General features: G+C 71.4%; 16 protein-coding genes and 1 pseudogene. 7 read left to right on the top strand and 10 right to left on the bottom strand.

Going from position 1 to position 16,813, the window contains the following annotated elements:
* The first annotated feature begins 235 nt into the window (after nucleotides 1-235).
* The gene (locus tag BM085_RS03650) at nucleotides 236-2,311 is read left to right on the top strand and encodes a penicillin acylase family protein (protein ID WP_245789100.1); all 2,076 of its coding nucleotides are present in this window, start codon (nucleotides 236-238) and stop codon (nucleotides 2,309-2,311) included.
* A 53-nt stretch (nucleotides 2,312-2,364) separates the two neighbouring features.
* Here the strand turns inward: BM085_RS03650 and BM085_RS03645 are convergent, their stop codons facing one another.
* The 5 genes from BM085_RS03645 to BM085_RS03625 all read right to left on the bottom strand — a co-directional run bounded on the left by BM085_RS03645 (nucleotide 2,365) and on the right by BM085_RS03625 (nucleotide 8,768).
* Complete coding sequence (locus BM085_RS03645) at nucleotides 2,365-4,380, bottom strand: FAD-dependent monooxygenase (protein WP_093885593.1); 2,016 nt, start codon at nucleotides 4,378-4,380, stop codon at nucleotides 2,365-2,367.
* On the bottom strand, nucleotides 4,377-5,309 hold the full coding sequence (locus tag BM085_RS03640; protein ID WP_245789099.1) for a polyprenyl synthetase family protein: 933 nt from the start codon (nucleotides 5,307-5,309) through the stop codon (nucleotides 4,377-4,379). Before BM085_RS03640 ends, BM085_RS03645 begins: the two co-directional genes overlap by 4 nt.
* 35 nt (nucleotides 5,310-5,344) lie before the next feature.
* Nucleotides 5,345-6,916, bottom strand: a complete 1,572-nt coding sequence (locus tag BM085_RS03635) for a hypothetical protein (protein ID WP_093885591.1) — start codon at nucleotides 6,914-6,916, stop codon at nucleotides 5,345-5,347.
* Nucleotides 6,913-7,428 (bottom strand): hypothetical protein, encoded by a 516-nt coding sequence (locus tag BM085_RS03630; RefSeq protein ID WP_143120789.1) that lies wholly within the window; start codon nucleotides 7,426-7,428, stop codon nucleotides 6,913-6,915. The genes BM085_RS03635 and BM085_RS03630 overlap by 4 nt, the downstream gene beginning before the upstream one ends.
* 803 nt (nucleotides 7,429-8,231) lie before the next feature.
* Nucleotides 8,232-8,768, bottom strand: coding sequence for a TetR-like C-terminal domain-containing protein (locus BM085_RS03625; RefSeq protein WP_093885589.1), 537 nt, complete (start codon nucleotides 8,766-8,768; stop codon nucleotides 8,232-8,234).
* Here BM085_RS03625 and BM085_RS03620 point away from each other — a divergent pair.
* Nucleotides 8,657-9,439 carry a hypothetical protein gene (locus BM085_RS03620; RefSeq protein WP_177244921.1) on the top strand — a complete coding sequence of 261 codons (783 nt, stop codon included), beginning with the start codon at nucleotides 8,657-8,659 and terminating at the stop codon, nucleotides 9,437-9,439. The genes BM085_RS03625 and BM085_RS03620 overlap by 112 nt on opposite strands.
* Before the next feature lie 173 nt (nucleotides 9,440-9,612).
* Nucleotides 9,613-10,110 (top strand): GbsR/MarR family transcriptional regulator, encoded by a 498-nt coding sequence (locus tag BM085_RS03615; RefSeq protein ID WP_093885587.1) that lies wholly within the window; start codon nucleotides 9,613-9,615, stop codon nucleotides 10,108-10,110.
* 579 nt (nucleotides 10,111-10,689) lie between these two features.
* Here the strand turns inward: BM085_RS03615 and BM085_RS03610 are convergent.
* Nucleotides 10,690-11,079: pseudogene (locus tag BM085_RS03610) on the bottom strand (ATP-binding cassette domain-containing protein); the annotation flags it as partial.
* A 122-nt stretch (nucleotides 11,080-11,201) separates the two neighbouring features.
* Here BM085_RS03610 and BM085_RS03605 point away from each other — a divergent pair.
* Nucleotides 11,202-12,041 carry a phosphotransferase enzyme family protein gene (locus BM085_RS03605; RefSeq protein WP_093885763.1) on the top strand — a complete coding sequence of 280 codons (840 nt, stop codon included), beginning with the start codon at nucleotides 11,202-11,204 and terminating at the stop codon, nucleotides 12,039-12,041.
* A gap of 29 nt (nucleotides 12,042-12,070) precedes the next feature.
* Nucleotides 12,071-12,193 carry a hypothetical protein gene (locus tag BM085_RS46705; RefSeq protein ID WP_281249812.1) on the top strand — a complete coding sequence of 41 codons (123 nt, stop codon included), beginning with the start codon at nucleotides 12,071-12,073 and terminating at the stop codon, nucleotides 12,191-12,193.
* Nucleotides 12,194-12,237: 44 nt separating this feature from the next.
* On the opposite strand, the gene sigJ is transcribed toward BM085_RS46705, so the two are convergent.
* Nucleotides 12,238-13,179: an RNA polymerase sigma factor SigJ gene (sigJ, locus tag BM085_RS03600; protein ID WP_093885586.1), complete on the bottom strand. Its 942-nt coding sequence runs from the start codon at nucleotides 13,177-13,179 to the stop codon at nucleotides 12,238-12,240.
* A 101-nt stretch (nucleotides 13,180-13,280) separates the two neighbouring features.
* On the opposite strand from sigJ, the gene BM085_RS03595 reads away from it, so the two are divergent.
* Together BM085_RS03595 and BM085_RS03590 are read left to right on the top strand one after the other, a co-directional pair.
* Nucleotides 13,281-13,643, top strand: a complete 363-nt coding sequence (locus tag BM085_RS03595; RefSeq protein WP_093885585.1) for a hypothetical protein — start codon at nucleotides 13,281-13,283, stop codon at nucleotides 13,641-13,643.
* A 60-nt stretch (nucleotides 13,644-13,703) separates the two neighbouring features.
* The gene (locus BM085_RS03590) at nucleotides 13,704-14,441 is read left to right on the top strand and encodes a C45 family peptidase (RefSeq protein ID WP_218158584.1); all 738 of its coding nucleotides are present in this window, start codon (nucleotides 13,704-13,706) and stop codon (nucleotides 14,439-14,441) included.
* 128 nt (nucleotides 14,442-14,569) lie between these two features.
* Here the strand turns inward: BM085_RS03590 and BM085_RS03585 are convergent, their stop codons facing one another.
* The 3 genes from BM085_RS03585 to BM085_RS03575 form a co-directional block, all read right to left on the bottom strand.
* Nucleotides 14,570-15,241: a TetR/AcrR family transcriptional regulator gene (locus BM085_RS03585; RefSeq protein ID WP_245789098.1), complete on the bottom strand. Its 672-nt coding sequence runs from the start codon at nucleotides 15,239-15,241 to the stop codon at nucleotides 14,570-14,572.
* Nucleotides 15,238-15,915, bottom strand: a complete 678-nt coding sequence (locus BM085_RS03580) for a M23 family metallopeptidase (RefSeq protein ID WP_093885584.1) — start codon at nucleotides 15,913-15,915, stop codon at nucleotides 15,238-15,240. Before BM085_RS03580 ends, BM085_RS03585 begins: the two co-directional genes overlap by 4 nt.
* 185 nt (nucleotides 15,916-16,100) lie before the next feature.
* Nucleotides 16,101-16,715 carry a DUF4865 family protein gene (locus BM085_RS03575; protein WP_093885583.1) on the bottom strand — a complete coding sequence of 205 codons (615 nt, stop codon included), beginning with the start codon at nucleotides 16,713-16,715 and terminating at the stop codon, nucleotides 16,101-16,103.
* Between the last annotated feature and the right edge of the window lie 98 nt (nucleotides 16,716-16,813).

Raw genomic sequence — 16,813 nt, 5'->3', positions numbered from 1 at the left:
CCCCACCACACAGATCGTGTGAACCCCGCACGATCCCTCGACCCCGAAAGAGGTGGACCAGCTCATGAGCCGCCCGCAGGACGGAGGGCTGAGCCGGCGGCGCGTCCTGGGCGGAGCAGCCGGACTGGCCGCCGGAGCCGCGGCCGCCGCGGTGGGGCTGCCGCCCGGCGACATGTCCGCCGCTTCCAGGCGGATCTCACCCGATCTCGCCCGCTGGCGCAGGCAGGCGGCACACGTGACGATCACCCGCGATGACTGGGGCATCCCGCATGTGGTGGGCGAGAGCGACGCCGATGCGGTGTTCGGGATGATCTACGCCCAGGCCGAGGACGACTTCAACCGGATCGAGACCAACTACCTGATCAGCCTCGGCCGCCTCGCCGAGGCCGAGGGCGAGAGTGCGATCTGGCAGGACCTGCGCCGGCGGCTGTTCGTCGACCCCGAGGCGCTGAAGAGGGATCACGCCAAGAGCCCGGCCTGGCTGCGCCGGCTGATGCAGGCCTGGGCGGACGGGCTGAACTGGTATCTCGCGACACACCCCCAGGCGCATCCGCGCGTGATCAAGCGGTTCGAGCCCTGGATGGCGCTGAGCTTCTCCGAGGGCAGCATCGGCGACGACATCGAGCGGGTGCCGCTCACCTGCCTCGAGGCCTTCTACGGCAACCGCCCGGCGGCGAGGACCGATGAGGAGCGCGAGCCGCCGTTCCGCGAACCCAGGGGATCGAACGGCATGGCGATCGCGCCGGGCCACACGCGCGACGGCCACGCGCTGCTGCTGATCAACCCGCACACCAGCCTCTTCTTCCGCTCCGAGCAGCAGGTGACCAGCGGCGAAGGGCTCAACGTCTACGGCGCGGCCACCTGGGGGCAGTTCTTCGTCTACCAGGGCTTCAACGCGGACGCGGGCTGGATGCACACCTCCAGCGGCCTCGACAACGTCGACGAGTTCGCCGAGACGATCGTGACCGGGGCCGACGGCCGCCGCTCCTACCGCTACGGCGACGCGCTGCGGCCGGTGAAGACGGAGACGATCACGTTGTCCTATCGCACCGCCGATGGCCGACGGGCACACCGCGACTTCACCACCTTCGCCACACATCACGGCCCGATCGTGCGCGAGGCGGACGGCAGATGGATCGCCTTCGCGCTGATGAACAGGCCCGTCGAGGCGCTGCAGCAGAGCTTCCTGCGCACCAAGGCGCGCGATTACGCGGGCTTCGCCGAAGTGGCGGGCTTCAAGGCCAACAGCTCCAACAACACGCTGTTCGCGGACTCGAAAGGGGAGATCGCCTTCCTGATGCCGCAGTTCGTGCCGGTCCGCACCGATCGCTTCGACTATCGCGAGCCCGTCGACGGCAGCGATCCGGCGACCGGCTGGCGCGGGCTGCACGACCTCCGGAGCCTGCCTCAGGCGGTGAATCCGAACAATGGGTGGGTGTTCAACACCAACAACTGGCCCTGGACCGCGGCCGGCCCCGACAGCCCCAAGGCCGCCGGCTATCCGCGCTATTTCGACCAGGCCGGCGAGAACCCGCGCGGCCCGCAGGCGATCCGGGTGCTGAACGCCCGCAGCGACTTCACCCCGCAGACGCTGATCGCAGCCGCCTTCGATCCCCACCTCACCGCCTTCGCCCGGCTCGTACCGGGACTGATCGCGGCGTGGGACAGGCTGCCCGGGGACGACCGGCGAAAGACGAGGCTCGCCGGCCCGATCCGCCTGCTGCGCGGCTGGGACTGCCGCTGGGGCGCGGATTCGACCGCGACCTCGCTGGCCGTGTTCTGGGGCGAGGCGCTCTGGGCACCCTCGGCCCAGCCGGCGAAGGACGCGGGCTTGCCGGTATGGGATTACCTGGCCGACCACACCGCCGACGCGCAGCGGCTCGCGGCGCTGGAGGCGGCGACGGAGCGGCTGACGCGAGATTTCGGCAGCTGGCAGGTGCCCTGGGGCGAGATCAACCGCTTTCAGCGCAACGACGACGCGATCGTCCAGAAATTCGACGATGCCAAGCCGAGCATCCCGGTGCCTTTCACCTCCGCGCGATGGGGCTCCCTCGCCTCGTTCGTGGCGGAGCCCGGGCCTGGAACGAAGCGCTGGTACGGCACCGGCGGCAACAGCTTCGTGGCGGTCGTGGAGTTCGGGCCGAAGGTGCGCGCCTGGGCGGTGACGGCCGGGGGCACGAGCGGGCATCCCCGCTCGCCGCACTTCGACGACCAGGCCGAACGCTACGCGAGCGGCGACCTCCGGCCCGTCTATTTCTATCCCGACGACCTGAAGGGCCATATCGAGCAAAGCTACAGGCCTGGCGATTGATCAGTCGCATCCAGCGTCCTGCGGGATGCGGCGGGCCGGCGGCGGAGGGAGCGTCACGCGCCGGCCGGAGACGACGGCGGCGCCGGCGCGCCGGGGGCGCACACGGTCGCGACGAAGCTCTCCAGGATGCGCGCGGACACCGGGTGCGCGACGTTCTCAAGGGCGCCCAGGGCCGCCCGGTGCGCGTCCCGGCAGGCGGTCACGGCCAGGTCCAGGGCCTTCGATCGTGCGCCGGGGTCACCGGCGAGAAGAGCGCCGGTGACCTCCGGAAGCACGTCGGGGATCGCCGAGAGCCGCCCGGAGAGCATTCCGGGCAGCGTGACATCCAGCCGGGTCCGCTCGCCGCGCACCGCCAGGACCTCTTCGGCGTGCAGGAAGGCGTACCCGCTGTGGTGGCCGAAGTCCCGCAGCGCGCGGACGGTCTCGGGTGACGCCCCGCCGAGCTGCGCCCCGACACGGGAGGGGAACTCCAGCAACGCGGCGAACACCTCCCCGGCCCGTGACCGCCCGGCCGGGTCGACCCTGGCGGCCCGGAGCGCGGCGAGCTCGCCCAGCCAGTCCGCGAACGACCACGACACCTCCGGAGCCGAGGCCGCCACCAGCCGTGACGCCTGCGCGAGGAGGAAGTCACCGGCCAGCACGGTGCTGGCGACGGCCCAGTCCACCCTCCTGCCCGGCGCCGCGCGCGGGGGCATCGGGCCGAGGAAGGCCAGCGCCCCGAGGGTGGCGAGCTCGATCGCGGCGGCGAGGGTGGCGAAGGCGGCGTCGGGCGGTTTCCCACCGGCCAGCAGGGCGGCGAAGAACGGCGCGGCGGGGCGCAGCCGCCGGTGCGGGGAGTGCTCCCCGGCGATCAGCAGGCGGGCGATGAACGGCCATTCCTTACGGACGGCGCTGACGGCGACCTCGTCACAGGCCAGCAGGAACGGCCCCAGGAGCGCCACGTCAGGTGCGGGCAGCGGCATCAGGTCGGCGGCCGTCAGCCCGGAGAACCCATCCGGCGTCAGCACGGCCCGCCGGACCTTGGCCGAGACGGGCCGCTCGTCGCCGGCCGTGGCCACCAGGACCCGCCAGGCCAGATGGTAGCGGCGGGCGGCGTGCGTCGCCGTCTCGAAGTACCCCACGAACGTCGCCGACAGCCGGCGCGTGTACGCCCGCCCGGCCGCGTCCGGGTCGTCCGGATGGGCCGCGATGGCGCGGGCGGCCAGCAGAGCGCTCTGCACGGCGTAGCTGAGCCCCTCACCGGTGAAGGGGTTGACCAGTCCGGCCGCGTCGCCGACCAGGAGCCGCCCGTCGTGGACGCTGTGCTCGGGGGCGAACCCGCTGTTGAGGACTCCGGTGACCGGCGGACCCGCGGGGACGGCCCCCGCGAAGCGCCGGTCCCCCTCGGCCAGGACGGCCCGGGCGGCTTCGAGGAGTTCGTCAGGATCGCCAGGACCGAGTCTGGAGGCGCCGATCGTGCAGGTGCCCGCCTGGGCCCCCGGCACCGCCCACACGCACGTCGGCCGCTCGGCCGGATCGATGGTGCGCGGCGCGGGCAGGGCCAGCACGATCGACCCGGTCAGGTTCACCCCGCTGTACCGTTGCGCGCACAGCAGGCCGGTGGCGTGCGGCGTGCCGCCTGAAGGAGCTCCGGTCGCGACCACGAGGTGGCGTGCCGACACGGTGGCGCCGCCGATCGAGGCGTGCCAGGCGCCGTCCCGCCGCTCCGGGTCCGTGACCCTGCCCGGCAGCCGGATGGCTCCGGCGGCGATGGCGGTGCGGCGGAGTCCGCCGACGAGGTGGCGCCGCTCGCACGCGGCGTTCACGGCCTCGGGCAGCACATGTCCGCCGCCCTGCCCCAACCGCAGCTCGACGGTGTCGACGACGCGGGCGGCGACCTCCTCCAGCGCGCCGAGGGATGCCAGGCCGCGCATGGCCGCGCCGCTGAGCACGAGGTCGTAGTCCGCCTCCCCCGCCTCCTCCCCCGCCAGTACGGCGCGCAGGCCGTGACGGGCCAGTTCGGCGGCGGTGATCGCGCCGGCCGGTCCCGCGCCGACGATCAGCACGTCGGCGGTGAGCGGCGCGGTCACGAGCGGGCCTGGAGGAGCGAGGCGGCGAGCGCGGCCAAGCGGTCGCGGGGTCCGCCGGCGGGCAGCTCGCCCAGGGCGGCCAGCGACCGGTCGTGCCAGTCGGCGGCCAGCCGCGCCGCGGCCTCCAGCCCGCCACGGGCCTCGACAAGGGAGTACACCTCGGGCATGTCGCCGGTGCTGAACGACGGCGACAACAGCAGCGTGGCGAGTTCCCCGCCGCTGTCGGCTCGCAGCGCGTACAGGGTGGGGGCGCCGAACAGGCCCAGCGCGTGGTCGGTGCCGACCGGCTTGCCCGACTGGCTCGGGCGCAGGTCCAGGCAGTCGTCGAGGATCTGGAACGTGACGCCGAGCGCCGTGCCGAACCGGACGAGCGCGGCCGCCTCCCCGGGGCCGGACCGGACCTCGGCGGCGCCCAGCAGGCAGCAGAGCCGGAACAGCTCGGCGGTCTTGCTCTGCACGAGCTCCAGATAGGCGGGCAGGGGGAAGGCGGTGTCGAAGGCGCGCTCGACGTCGAGCAGCTCACCGTAGGCGAGCCTGGCGACAGCCGCGCTCACGGCCCCGGCGACGCCCTCTCCGAGGTCGGCGGCCTCGGTGCCCACCAGCGCGAAGCAGGCCAGCCCGGCGAGCATGGCCTGCTCGGTGCCGACGGCCGTGTGCGCGGCCGGCGCTCCCCGGCGGGTCTCCGCCTCGTCGATGACGTCGTCGTGCAGGAGCGAGGCCAGGTGGATCAACTCCACCAGGGCGCCCAGGCGTACCAGCCGGCCGTGGTCGGCCGTGCCGAAGCCCGCGGCGGCGGCCAGCAGCCGTGGCCGGACGAACTTGCCCGGCCCGGCCACGAGCGTACGCACCGGGGCCCGGACCGGCTCCGGCAGGCCGTCGGCCAGGCGGAGGAGCCGGTCGTTCACCCGGGAGGTGAAGTCGGACGGCACGGAACCTGGTGGTACGGAATCGGCGGCAGTGGTCGTCATCGCGGTAGTTCGATGGGTCCGTTCAGCTCGATGGTGGGCACCTTGGCGATCGCGTCGTAGACGAGCGTGTACAGGTCGTGGCCGTTCATGTACTCCAGGACCTGGCGGCGGTTCATGCCCAGGGTGGGCATCAGCGCCTTCTCGTAGAGGGTGTAGGCGAGCTGGGTCTCCTGCGGGGTCAGCACCGTCTGAGCCAGGCCGCTGATGGCGAAGACGGAGTCGTCGAGATGCTCCTGCGTGACGACGGCGGTCGAGTCCGGGTCGGCCAGGACCGTGGCCATGAAGTCGTGATACTTCCCGTAGTACTGCGAGGCGTAGGAGCGCTCGTTCCCCGTGGCCTGCTTCCCCTGCAGCCGGTCGATCACCGCCTGCTGGTTGATGTAGGGGATGCGGATCAGGAGCCTGCCGACCAGGCTCTGGGCGAGGAAGTTGTCCCGCAGATCGTCGGCGAGGTCGTTGTCCCCGGTCAGCGGCAGACCGTAATAACTGCCGACGCTCCCGAGAAGCGGGCACGAGCTGTTGTCCTCGGGCTCGACCAGCGTGTCGCCGTCACCGCCGTGGAACACCGTCGACCCGGAGTCGCCGGCGAGGCCGAAGCGATCGGTGAGGGCGAGATCGGTGTAGAGGACCATCCCGAGGGGGGTCAGGATGACCGTCTCGACGCCGATGGCGGTGATCATGCTGGAGGTGTAGCCCGAGGTCCGGCCCACCTTCTCGATGTTCATGTACGGCTCGGGGACCTTCACCGCCTCAGGAGGAGCGGCCGCCACCCTGCCGTCCGGTGCGGAAACGGCGGGAACCACGTTGAGAGCGGTGAGCGCGAGATCGATCCTGGTGATCACGCCGGTCCCGTGGTCGTCACCGCCGGTGAAGATGCCGACGGCAGGGTGCTTGACCCCCAGCGGCGGCATGCGGTCGAGAGCGGGCTGCAGGGACAGGTTCATCTGGTCGGTGAGCTGGGCGATGGCGGCGTCGATCTTCGTTCCGGCCGTGGTGATGGGAACCCAGCGCTTCAGCGTGGCGATCGTGTCCTTCGCCGCCGTACCGCCGTCGTGGACACCCGGCTGGATGATCTTCTCGCCTTTGACGCCCTCCCCCATGCGGGCCATCACATGGTTGTTGGACATCAGACAGACCGTGCCGTCCGTCTTGTCGAGGACGAACAGGCCGAGCGTCCCCGCGGCATCGCCGTCCAGTGGGTTGGAGATACTGCAGCCCGGCCGTGGTGGCCGCATGCGTCCGGGGACCCCCACTACGGCCTCCGGCGTCACCTCCCGTGCGGAATCGGTGACGCGGTCCATCCGGAACGGGCCGGCCTCGATCACGTCGACCTCGCAGAGGCTCCCGTCCACCTCGACGGTTCTGGGCAGCAGCCGGCGGTTGGACACGAGCGCCTCGGGGCGCTTCTTGGCGACCAGGACCACGACCACGGGCTCGTCGGTCCACTGCCCGTCGCGGCGGCGGAAGCCGATGCCGGCACCGGTGACGTTGGGATCGGCGCCGAAGTCGTCGAGGATCTTCCGCTTGCCCCGGTGCAGCCTGGCCTCGGTGTCCTGGTTGAGCTTCAACGTGTCTCCAGGTGCCGCAGGACGGTGGGCCGCATACCGTGGTCGTGCAGGTGGGCCAGCCCGCCGATCCACACGGTCGCGGGGCTGTCGGAGGAGGGGTCGAGATGGCGGGAGACCGTGGCCGCGCCCAGTGCGGCCACCGCGATCAGGGCCTGCAGCTCAGCGGGCGCCGCCGTGGCGGCGGCCCGGCCGATGCCCGCGAGCAGCGCCGGACGCGGCACGGCCAGGAGGCCCTGGGAGATCAGGAGGTCCGCCCCGGCGCGGATCGCCGCCAGCCGGGCCGGTCGCAGCCTGGCCTCGGCCTCCCGTAGCCGGGAGTCGGTGGCACGGCTGCTCGCCGTACCGGGCTCGCCGAAGCTCGGGACCTCGATCGGGTAGATCGCTCCGGCCTTGGCCACCTGCAGCACCATCTCCCGCTGCTGGGGCGACAACGCCTCAGCGGCGGCGGCAGGGGTGGGCAGGGCCATGCCGATGAACAGGGCGGAGCCCGCTGCGCCTGACGCGCGGAGCATGGTCCGCCGTGTCACAGGGGCTGGTCGAGGGGATTGGTCGCGCATCAGCCGCTGTTGTCTCTTTCTTGGCGGTACGTAGGACGAAGGCGTGTTCCTTGATCATCGGCAAAGTATCGTGCGCGAAGTTTTTGATCAAGAGATATCAACAACCGCCTTGTAATGAATTTTCGGGATGGTGTCACGTAGGGGATGGTGATTCGCGCGGCGGCGGAGGGACTGCCGGACCTCCGCCCGACGTTCATCCGCAGGTCCGGCGAGCGCGGAGCGTTCCAGGCGTTCGGCACGCGGGTCGGCGCCAGGCGGGAGTCGTCTTCTCCGGATGGGGACCTTAGGTGCGCGAACGGCCGGGTGCCTTTACAATGTAGATTAGTAAGAATTCATATCCTGACCCCACTCGCCTCCCGGACACGATGGCCGGACAGCCGGTCGCGGGCCAGGACCTGCCGGTAGACCGCCATCGCTCCCCGTGGCCCGTCCCGCCCGGCGTCGTCCCACTGCCACGCACCCCGCCCGACGGCAGCGACGGCGACGGCCGCTCCCCTCCGCGTTCCTCGGATCACCACGCCCCATCCACCACAACGAGGCGAGGTCCGCCGTCCGGTGCTCGTCGAACGCCCTCCGCCAGAGGCCCAGCAGCCCGGCGACGACGCCATGCGCACGGACGGCGTCCTCGGTGCGCATGCCCTCACCCCGGTCAGCCCGGCCCCCCGGCGACGGCGCCGCCGCTCAAGGCCGGTCTCCGGCGACATCCGGCATGGCGTCGGCCGGCCCGCAGGGAAGCGGGGCTCGGCTGCGGCGGACGGTTACATCCCCGCGCCGGTCTCAGGGCTCGGCCCCATCCCGGTGAACAGCGCGTCGAGCATGCGGTCGACGTAGTCGTGTGTCAGAGGCTGCTGCGTGATGAGGACCCTGAAGTACAGCGGGCCCGACAGGATGTCCATGGCCACGTCCAGGTCGAAGTCGGGTGACAGCTGCCCCTGGTCGCGGGCCTTCCTCAGCCGCGCGACGGTCTTCTCCGCCTGAGGGGTGATGAAGCGGTCGTTGAGGTCGGCGGCGACAGCGGGATTGTGCTGGGCCTCGCCCAGCAGGGCCTGGTAGAGCGGGCCGTGCCGAGCGGATCGTTCTTCGGCCTGGCCGGTCCCAACGGAGGCTGAAGCGGCGCCTGACCACCCGGCGTCCGAGCGGACGCCCGGCCCGGGCCACCTCCAGCGGGTGGGCCACAGGCCCGATGACCGCGGTCGCCGCCAGGGAGCTGCGCACCTGGTCCAGAGACCTGATGCGCTTGCACTACCTGTGCTACGCCCTGGTGTTCTGCCTGCTCCCGCTGGCCATCGGCGCACCGGTCTTCCTGCCCTGGACCGGCCTGGTCTTCGCCCTGTGGACCGCCGCCATCTCCGCCAACCTGTACGGCGAGGACGGCACCGAACTCTGGGGCAAGATGATGATCCCCGGCGCCGCCCGCCACGACATCCGCGGCCGCCAACTCGCCTGGCTCCTGATCACCGCACCGCCGACCGTCGCCCTCACCCTCATCATGCTCGCTCTCACCGGCCAGTACGACCTGTGGCCCTGGCTGGCCGCGCTCGTCCCCGCGCTGCTGGGCGGCGGCGCGGGCGTGACCGTGCTGGTGTCGGTCCTGCGGCCGGTCCCCATGACCGACCCCCACCGCAGAGGCGGCAACCTCCTGGAGAACGGCACCGACTTCGCCCAGGTGCTCCTGGTGCTGGTTCTCACCGCGGCGACCGCCGCCCCCGCCTACTTCGCGGTGAGCCTGACCCTGTGCTGGGTGCCCCTGGTGGCCCAAGGCATCGTGCCCGCGCTCATGCTGACCACCGGGAAGGTCACGCGCTCGTGGTTCCTGGCTCTGCACCTGCCCGGGCATCTCCAATGGCCCACGATTGTCGCGGTGATCGCTCTCGGGCTCGCTCTGCTGACCACCGGGCTGGGCCTCGGCCTGTACTACCTGCCCAGGTCACGGCGGGCCGGCACCGAACCGGATGGCCGCCCATGACGGTTGCCCACCGACAGGAGACCTGACCACACGGAGTCACTTGGCGGCTGGTGACACGGATCCGGGTGGGGGCCTCTTCGAGCAAGTGCTTCTCCTCGATTCACGAAATTTCAAAACCATAGAGTCTGCGTAAACTCGGCCGGACCAGGCGGAGGCGACGCGGAGAGGCACAGATGGCCGAGACACTCGACACCGGCGGCGATCAGGAGACCGCGGCCACGCGGTTCCTGGAACGCTTCGCGATGATCATGTCCGACTCCGGCTACCCCCGGATGGCGGCCCGCGTGTTCGCTGCGATCCTGACCTCCGAGGAGGGCAGGCGCACCGCCGCCGAGCTCGCCGGGCAACTGCGGGTCGGGCCTCCGGCGATCTCCGGAGCGGTGAAATACCTGATGCGCGTCGGGATGATCACCCGCGAGCGGGATCCGGGGCAGCGCCGCGACCACTACCGCGTCGACCAGTCCGCCTGGTACAAGGCGGCCCTGTCGAGCGATGAGGTGTACCGCCGCTTCGAGGAAGGCGCGCACGACGGGTTGGCGGTGTTCAGCCCCGATACGCCGGCCGGCGCGCGGCTGGAGGAGATCGAGCGCTTCTTCGCCTTCCTGCGCAGCGAGGTTCCGAGGCTGATGCACAAGTGGCAGGAGCTGAACACGGTCCCGAAGGACGGCTGATCACGCGAGGTCGCGCCTGCGCAGCCCGACGACGCCGAGCGCGGCCAGGACGGCCGCGACGGCGGTCAACCCCACCAGCGGAGCCGTCGACATCTGCCCGAGCACGACCCAGGGCACGTGCGTGAACGGGATGATGTCCAGCAGCTTCTCGTCGACCTGCCCGAGCATGCCGAACACGTCGAGCAGGATGAACCCCACCCAGACGCCCCAACCGGCCATCGCGAGACGTGGCAGCAGGCCGACCAGGGCCGCCGCGATCCCGGTCATCACCCATACCGCGGGCAGGTAGACCAGGGCTGCCCCGAGCACCTGCGGAAGCCTGCCCAGGTCGCCGGTGCTCAGGCCGTATCCGAGACCGGCGGCCGTGCCGAGGTCGATCTGGCCTTCCAGTCCACCGGAGACGGCACCGCCGAGCGCGAGGCCGCCCACGGCAAAGCCCACGGACCACCCCACGACCTGGCCGCGGTGCAGCTGCCAGGCCAGGGCCAGCGGGCTGCGCAGGCCGGGCGCCGCCGTGGCGGGTCCGAGCCGGGGCGGCAGCAGGCCGGCGGCGAGGTCGCGGCGGGCCGACAGCGCGTGGGCAGCGGCGGCCAGCAGGGCGACCTTCTGCCGGTTGCCCTTGGAGTAGGCGCGGCCCTTCTTACGGGGGTCGAGCTCGAACCGCTCGAGCAGGCTCTTCCTGCGCTGTGCGTCGATCCCGCCGCGCAGCCGTCCCAGCAGGTCGATCACCTCGCCGCCGGACAGGTTGGGCCACAGCGTCACATCGCCGGGCACGTAGGCCAGGCGGCGATGTAGGTCGGTGGCGTCGGCCCAGGGGTCGCCGCCCAGGGGACTCGCCGCACCGGAGTCCGCACGCATCAGGCCGAGCAGGATGCGGATGGTCGTGGACTTCCCGGCGCCGTTCGGGCCCAGGAAGCCGTGCACCTCTCCGGTTCCACGCCTCCCCTGAGGGTGCGCTCCCGCGATAATGTCCGTGTTCCACGATGGGAGTGGAGGTCGCCTGGCCTCACCGGCCGCTGCGCGGGAACGCGCGATGGGGCTGCTTCGACGCCGGGCCTCAGATGGTCGACACCCACGGACAGAGGGGCCTCATGACCGATCCGAACCGCGACGCCGGCCATCTCGATGAGGAGCCGCTGACGGGCGACGGTGTCACGCGGGGAATCGTGCGGGTGGGAAACACCGTCCGCCGGCCGGTGCGACCCTTCACCCTGACGGTTCAGGCCTACCTGGCGCACCTGCACACCGCGGGCTTCTCGGACGCTCCGGTCCCGCTCGGCCTCGACGACCAGGGCCGCGAGGTCCTCTCGTTCGTCTCCGGCGAGGTTCCCCGCGAACCACTCCCACCCGAAACCGCGGTCGAAGAGGTCCTGATCGAACTCGCCCGGCTCATCCGCCGCCTGCACGACGCCGCCCAGGGCTGGGTGCCGCCCGCGGACGCGACATGGGGAGGAATCCCCGGAGCGCGGATGACGACCTCGACTCCCGACGGCCGGCCCCCGCTGGTCAGTCACCGCGACTACTGCCCCGGCAATGTCGTCTTCCGCGACGACCTGCCCGTCGCTCTCATCGACTTCGACCTCGCCAAGCCCACCACGAGAGTCGAGGACCTCGCCAACGCCCTGTACTGGTGGGCGCCCCTGCTGCACCCGAAGGACAGGGCGCCCGCCTTCGTCGACCTCGACATCCCCCACCGCGTCGCGGTGTTCGCCGACGCCTACGGCATGACCGCGCCCCAGCGCCACGCCCTGGTCCCCGTAGCCACTCGCATGATCGGCCGCTTCCACGTCAACATGCGCGCCGCCGCCGAGACCGATCCCGTGTTCAGACGCATGTGGGACGGAGGCGTGAAGGACCGGCTCCCGCGCGCCGAGGCCTGGATCCGCGAGGAAGGCCCGGCCATCACCGCACGGCTCACCGCCGCCGGCTGAACCGGTGGCGCCGCCGCTCAACCCGGCCCATGACGCGTTCGCCGGCACAGCACCGATTCGGCGGTGCCGCTTTTCCGGTTGACTTTGACGCCGCGTCAATGTTCGGCATCGGGGGAATGACGATCACCGGCTACATCGTGATCGCGCTGTAGCCCTTCCCCGAGAACGTGGAGCGGGCGACAGCGTCCGTCCGCGCTCAGGTGGAGCTTGGTGGTGAACCCGCCCCGTGACCGGACAGGTCCGTGCCCCGCGCCCACGGCCGCAGCTTTTCCGGATTGCGGACCACCCAGATCCGGGTGACGCGGCCGTCGGCGACATCGAACGAGGCTACGACCATGACGACGCCGGCACGCCGGGCCACCAGGCCCGGCACACCGTTGACCGACCGCTCCAGGAGTTCGAGCCCCGGAGCCTTGCCGGCGAGGGCGACCATGTACTGGGCGATGCGCGCGCCGCCTTCGATCGGGCGTAGGACGGTACCGACCATGCCGCCGCCGTCGGCGGTCATCACGGCGGCCGGGTCGAGGAGGTCGACGAGGGCCGCGATGTCCTTGGTCTCCCATGCCTCTTTGACCTGCCGCACCGCTTCGGCCTGCCCGGCAGCCGTCACCGGAGCCCGCGCGACGCGCGCCCGCCGCCGGGCGGAGGCCGCGAGCTGCTTGCAGGCCGCAGGGGTCCGGCCGAGGATGCCGGCGATCTCGGCGAAGGGGTACCGGAAGACGTCGTGCAGGACGAACGCCACCCGCTCGGCGGGTGTCATCGACTCCAGGACGACGAGGAAGGCCATGGTCACCGATTCGTCCAGGACCATCTGGTCGGCGGGATCTGCGCCATGACCGTGGTCCCACTCGGCGCGGTCGGGCAGCGGATCGGGCAACCACGCGCCGACATAGCGTTCACGCCGGGCCCGCGCCGAGCCGAGCACGTCCAGGCAGATGCGGCCGGTCACCGTCGTCAGCCAGGCGCCGGGGGACACGATCTCGTCCTGCCGACCTCGTGGCAGCGCGTACCAGCGCGCGTAGGCCTCCTGCACGGCGTCCTCGGACTCGGCCAGTGAACCGAGCAGCCGGTAGGCGACATTGATCAGTTGGCGTCGCTCGCCGGCCATCTCATCGGCGCTCGTCCCAGCCGCCCCCATGCTCCCGTCCGCCTCCTCGCCTTACCTTTCGCAGGCCCGCGTCGTCGGGCTGGTGAGACCTTATCGACCTACTGCCTCCGGGCGGAAAAGGGGACCGTGGCATGGCAACCCAGGCGACGGCACAGCGCCGCTTCTCGTTTCTGCAGATCGCCATCACCCTGCAGCCCCTGACCATCTTCCTTCAAGCGGTCTCCGCAGGACTGCTGCTGACTTCGTCCTACGGAGAGACGCTGCACAGTGTCGGAGCCCGCGTGATGTACGGGGCGTCGATGCTGTATGTGCTCGCGGCGGTGCTGGCGTGGAAGCCGGGCGGCGGCTCGCCCCGGCCCGTCTGGCACGCGTCCGGCTTCCTCGTCCTCGCCTCGGTCCAGGTCGTGCTCGGCATCGCGCACATACCGTTGGTCCATCTCCCCCTGGGCGTCCTGATGTTCGGACTGAGCGTGCTGGCGCTGGCACGGCGCTGAAATCCGAATGGTCAGCGGTTGGTCAGCCGTTGATCAGTGCGGTGCTCAAGGGTGGGCGACATGAACGAGATTTCCGTCGTGGCCGGTGGCCACCGCGATTTCATGACCGTCCGGCACATGGTCCTGCGGGGCAGCCAGGAACAGATCGGCCGGGCACTGGCCGAGGAGGCCCGCGCGAATGCCGGGTGGCGGCCCACCGAGACCGACCCTTTGATCAACCGGGCCCGCTGGACCTGGTTCGAACGTAACTGGCCCCAGCATCACGCCCGTCTCAACGGGGTCGCCGCCGCCTTCGGTGTCAACCCCGACGACGACACCCTGCGCCTGGACGACATCTCCGGCCTGCCCGCTGGGTCGGCCTGCTCAGCGGCGTGGTGCCCGCCCCCTCATGCCACTGACGGGCGCGGCCGAATCGCCCGTAACTATGACTTCTTCACCCTGAGCGCGCCGGATCTGATGGCCACGTTGGGCGGTGGTCAGCCGATGGGGATCGGGCTGCCAATGGCCTCACGCCCTTATGTCATCACCACCATCCCCGACGACGGCCTGGCCTCCGCCGTGTTGACCATGTCCGACCTGGAAGGAGACCGCCGGCCCGCTGTCGGGCAGCGGCCTGCGCCAGGCGCTGGACGCCGTGTCCATGCCGGCCGTCCCCGAAGAACCCTGGCGGACCCTGTGGCGCAGCGTGTTCGATCCGGCCCAGCGCACCATGAACGTCCGCTTCTACCTCGGCGACGGCCAGTACGGCAGCGCCCGCCACTCCCCGGAGATCTCCTTTGGCGTAGGCGTATGACCTGACCAGGGCGCGGCGCCGGCGTGCCGTTCCGCGACGGCGCCCGAGCAGGGCTCGGCGCAGGTCCCGCGGGGTGCGCGGGCACTCCCCCGGCCGAATCTCGCGGATGGCACCGCCTGAGCGAGAACCGGGCCTACAGGTTCGCGCCACCTCGATCCGTGGAAGCCCGGTCAGGGGGCGACAGGAGCGACTGCACCGTCGCGATGACGACGCGGGCGGCATCCTCCGTCTTCAGGCGCTCGGCGCGGTTCTCCTCCGCGGCGCCTTTCAGGACGTGGTGCACGACGCTGACCAGCCAGGCGATCGGCAGGTCGGTGCGGAACGCGCCTCCGTCCCGGCCACGGCGGATGAGCTCTTCGACACGCTGCGCGGGGGCTGCGTGCAGCCGGCGGATGCGTCCGGCGGGAAGAGTTCCCTGGGCCGCCGTCAGTAACGCCATGGACTCGGCCACGAGGGACCAGGTGGAGCCGAGCAACCGGGCCAGAGCGTCGTGGGCGTCGCCGGTGAGATCGACGGCCGACAACGCCTCCTCGCCGGCGCGCAGTGCGTCGACCAGGGCGGCCTCGACGAGTTCCGCCCGGGTGGCGAAGTGGCCGTAGAGCGTCATCCGGCCCACTCCGGCGGCCTTGGCGATGTCGTCGACGCTCGCGTTCGGATCGCCGCTCAGGCACTCGCGTGCCGCGGAGACGATGCGGGCGATGCTGCGTTCGGCGTCCGCGCGCCGAACGACGCTCCGCCGCCCCGCCCGGCCGGATCGGATCCGCCGTGGTGGCCTCGTCCGGGCGTCTGTGATCTGGCGGGTCACAGCGATTCGACGATCTCCGATTCGTTGGGGATGCCCCGCTCGACCACGTTGGGCGCCCTACCGGGGTGGCGCCACGCCCGATATTCCCGGAATGTCATGGGCATGCCACGCGCGGCGAACGGATCGGCGGAATCCATGACCTGGATGTGCAGGTGCGGCTGCGTGGAGTTGCCCGAGTTGCCGCAGGTGGCCAGTTCCTGGCCGGCCACGACCGGCTCGCCCTCCCCCACCCGCACCGAGCTGGCGCGCAGGTGTGCGAGCACGACGTACCCGCCGTGATTCTCCAGCTCGAGAATCACGTGGTTGCCCGCGATGGCGCCCGCGCCTGCGCGAACCCGGGCCGCCTGGGTCAGGGCATAGGGCAACAGCGCGAGCTGCGAGCGCCGCGCCACGTGGTCCGCCTCGCCGTCGTGGACCGACACCACCCTGCCGGCCGCGGGGGCGAGGATGGGCTGGTCAAAGGCGAAGAACCGCTCCGCCGGCTCTGTGTACAGCAGCGTGCGCCAGTCCCGTGTGGTCGCCGTGCGCCGACCTCGTACCGCGATGAAGTCCATGGCGTACGTCGTGGCGAACAGGTGGGTGCCGTGGCTCGGCACACGCCGCGCGGGACTGTTCCGGGCGAGCCACGTGCCGCGAAACGGCAGCCTGAGCACGACGCGGTCGAGTGTGGACATCGTGAGCCCTCCATGTCGTCGGCGCGTGGCCGGCTACGAACTCTATCGGCGTCACCGCTACGGAGACAGGAACTGCTCGGCGGCCGCAGCGAGGTCGATGTGCTCGCCGCGCGAGGCGGAGACCTTCCGGCCCGCGGTCGCGCCCATGCCGACCGTTCGGCGGTGATGTACCGGCGCGCGGGGTGCTACCAGCCCCGTCCCTCCCGCAGGTCACCCAGGCCGGGGGCAGACAGATGCAGAACCTCGTAGCGCTCGGTGGCGTCCCTGTCCGGCGCGTACGTGTCCGCCCACAACACGAACCGCAGCAGCTGCCAGTGGTGGGGGTCGACGGCCAGCGCGGCGGTGTGCACGCCGTCATGGCGGGAGAGCCGCTGCAGCTGTTCAGCCTCCCGCTCGATCAGCGCGGACAGGCCCGGTCCGGTGCCGTCCGGGGCCGCGTCGGAGGGTACGGCGGTGAGGCGGCGCGAGGCCGCCTTGGGAGGTGCCGAGCGGGCGGGGCCGGCGTAGCAGGCGATTGCGGTCCAGTGGCGGGTGACAGGGCGGCCGAAGTCCCGGATGATGTTCTGGAATCCGCCGCCGCCGACGAGGAAGTGGGCCATCGCGCCGGTGTCGTTCCACAGGTAGAAAGGGGCGTACTGGTTGACCGGCGAGCCGCCGACGCCGCGTTCGCGGATGACATAAGCCTTCAGGCCCAGGCCGACGCGGTCGTCGAGGACGTGGCCGCCGTCGGCTACGCGCCTGCGGATGATCTTCATGTCGTAGTCGGCAGGCAGAGCGATCTCGTACTGCTTGGCGTACACGAAGGGTGCCGCCTTTCTTGGCGAGTGGTCGGTGAGCCGGCGGGGTGTTCGGCGTCGGGGGCATGGGGGCCGCGTTCGGCCTCGGTGCCGTCCTCGGC

It is taken from the genome of Streptosporangium canum, assembly GCF_900113865.1.
Classification (GTDB): Bacteria; Actinomycetota; Actinomycetes; order Streptosporangiales; family Streptosporangiaceae; genus Streptosporangium; species Streptosporangium canum.
The sequence above is the reverse complement of the archived record's forward strand: the minus strand, read 5'-3'. Positions and strand labels throughout refer to the sequence as shown.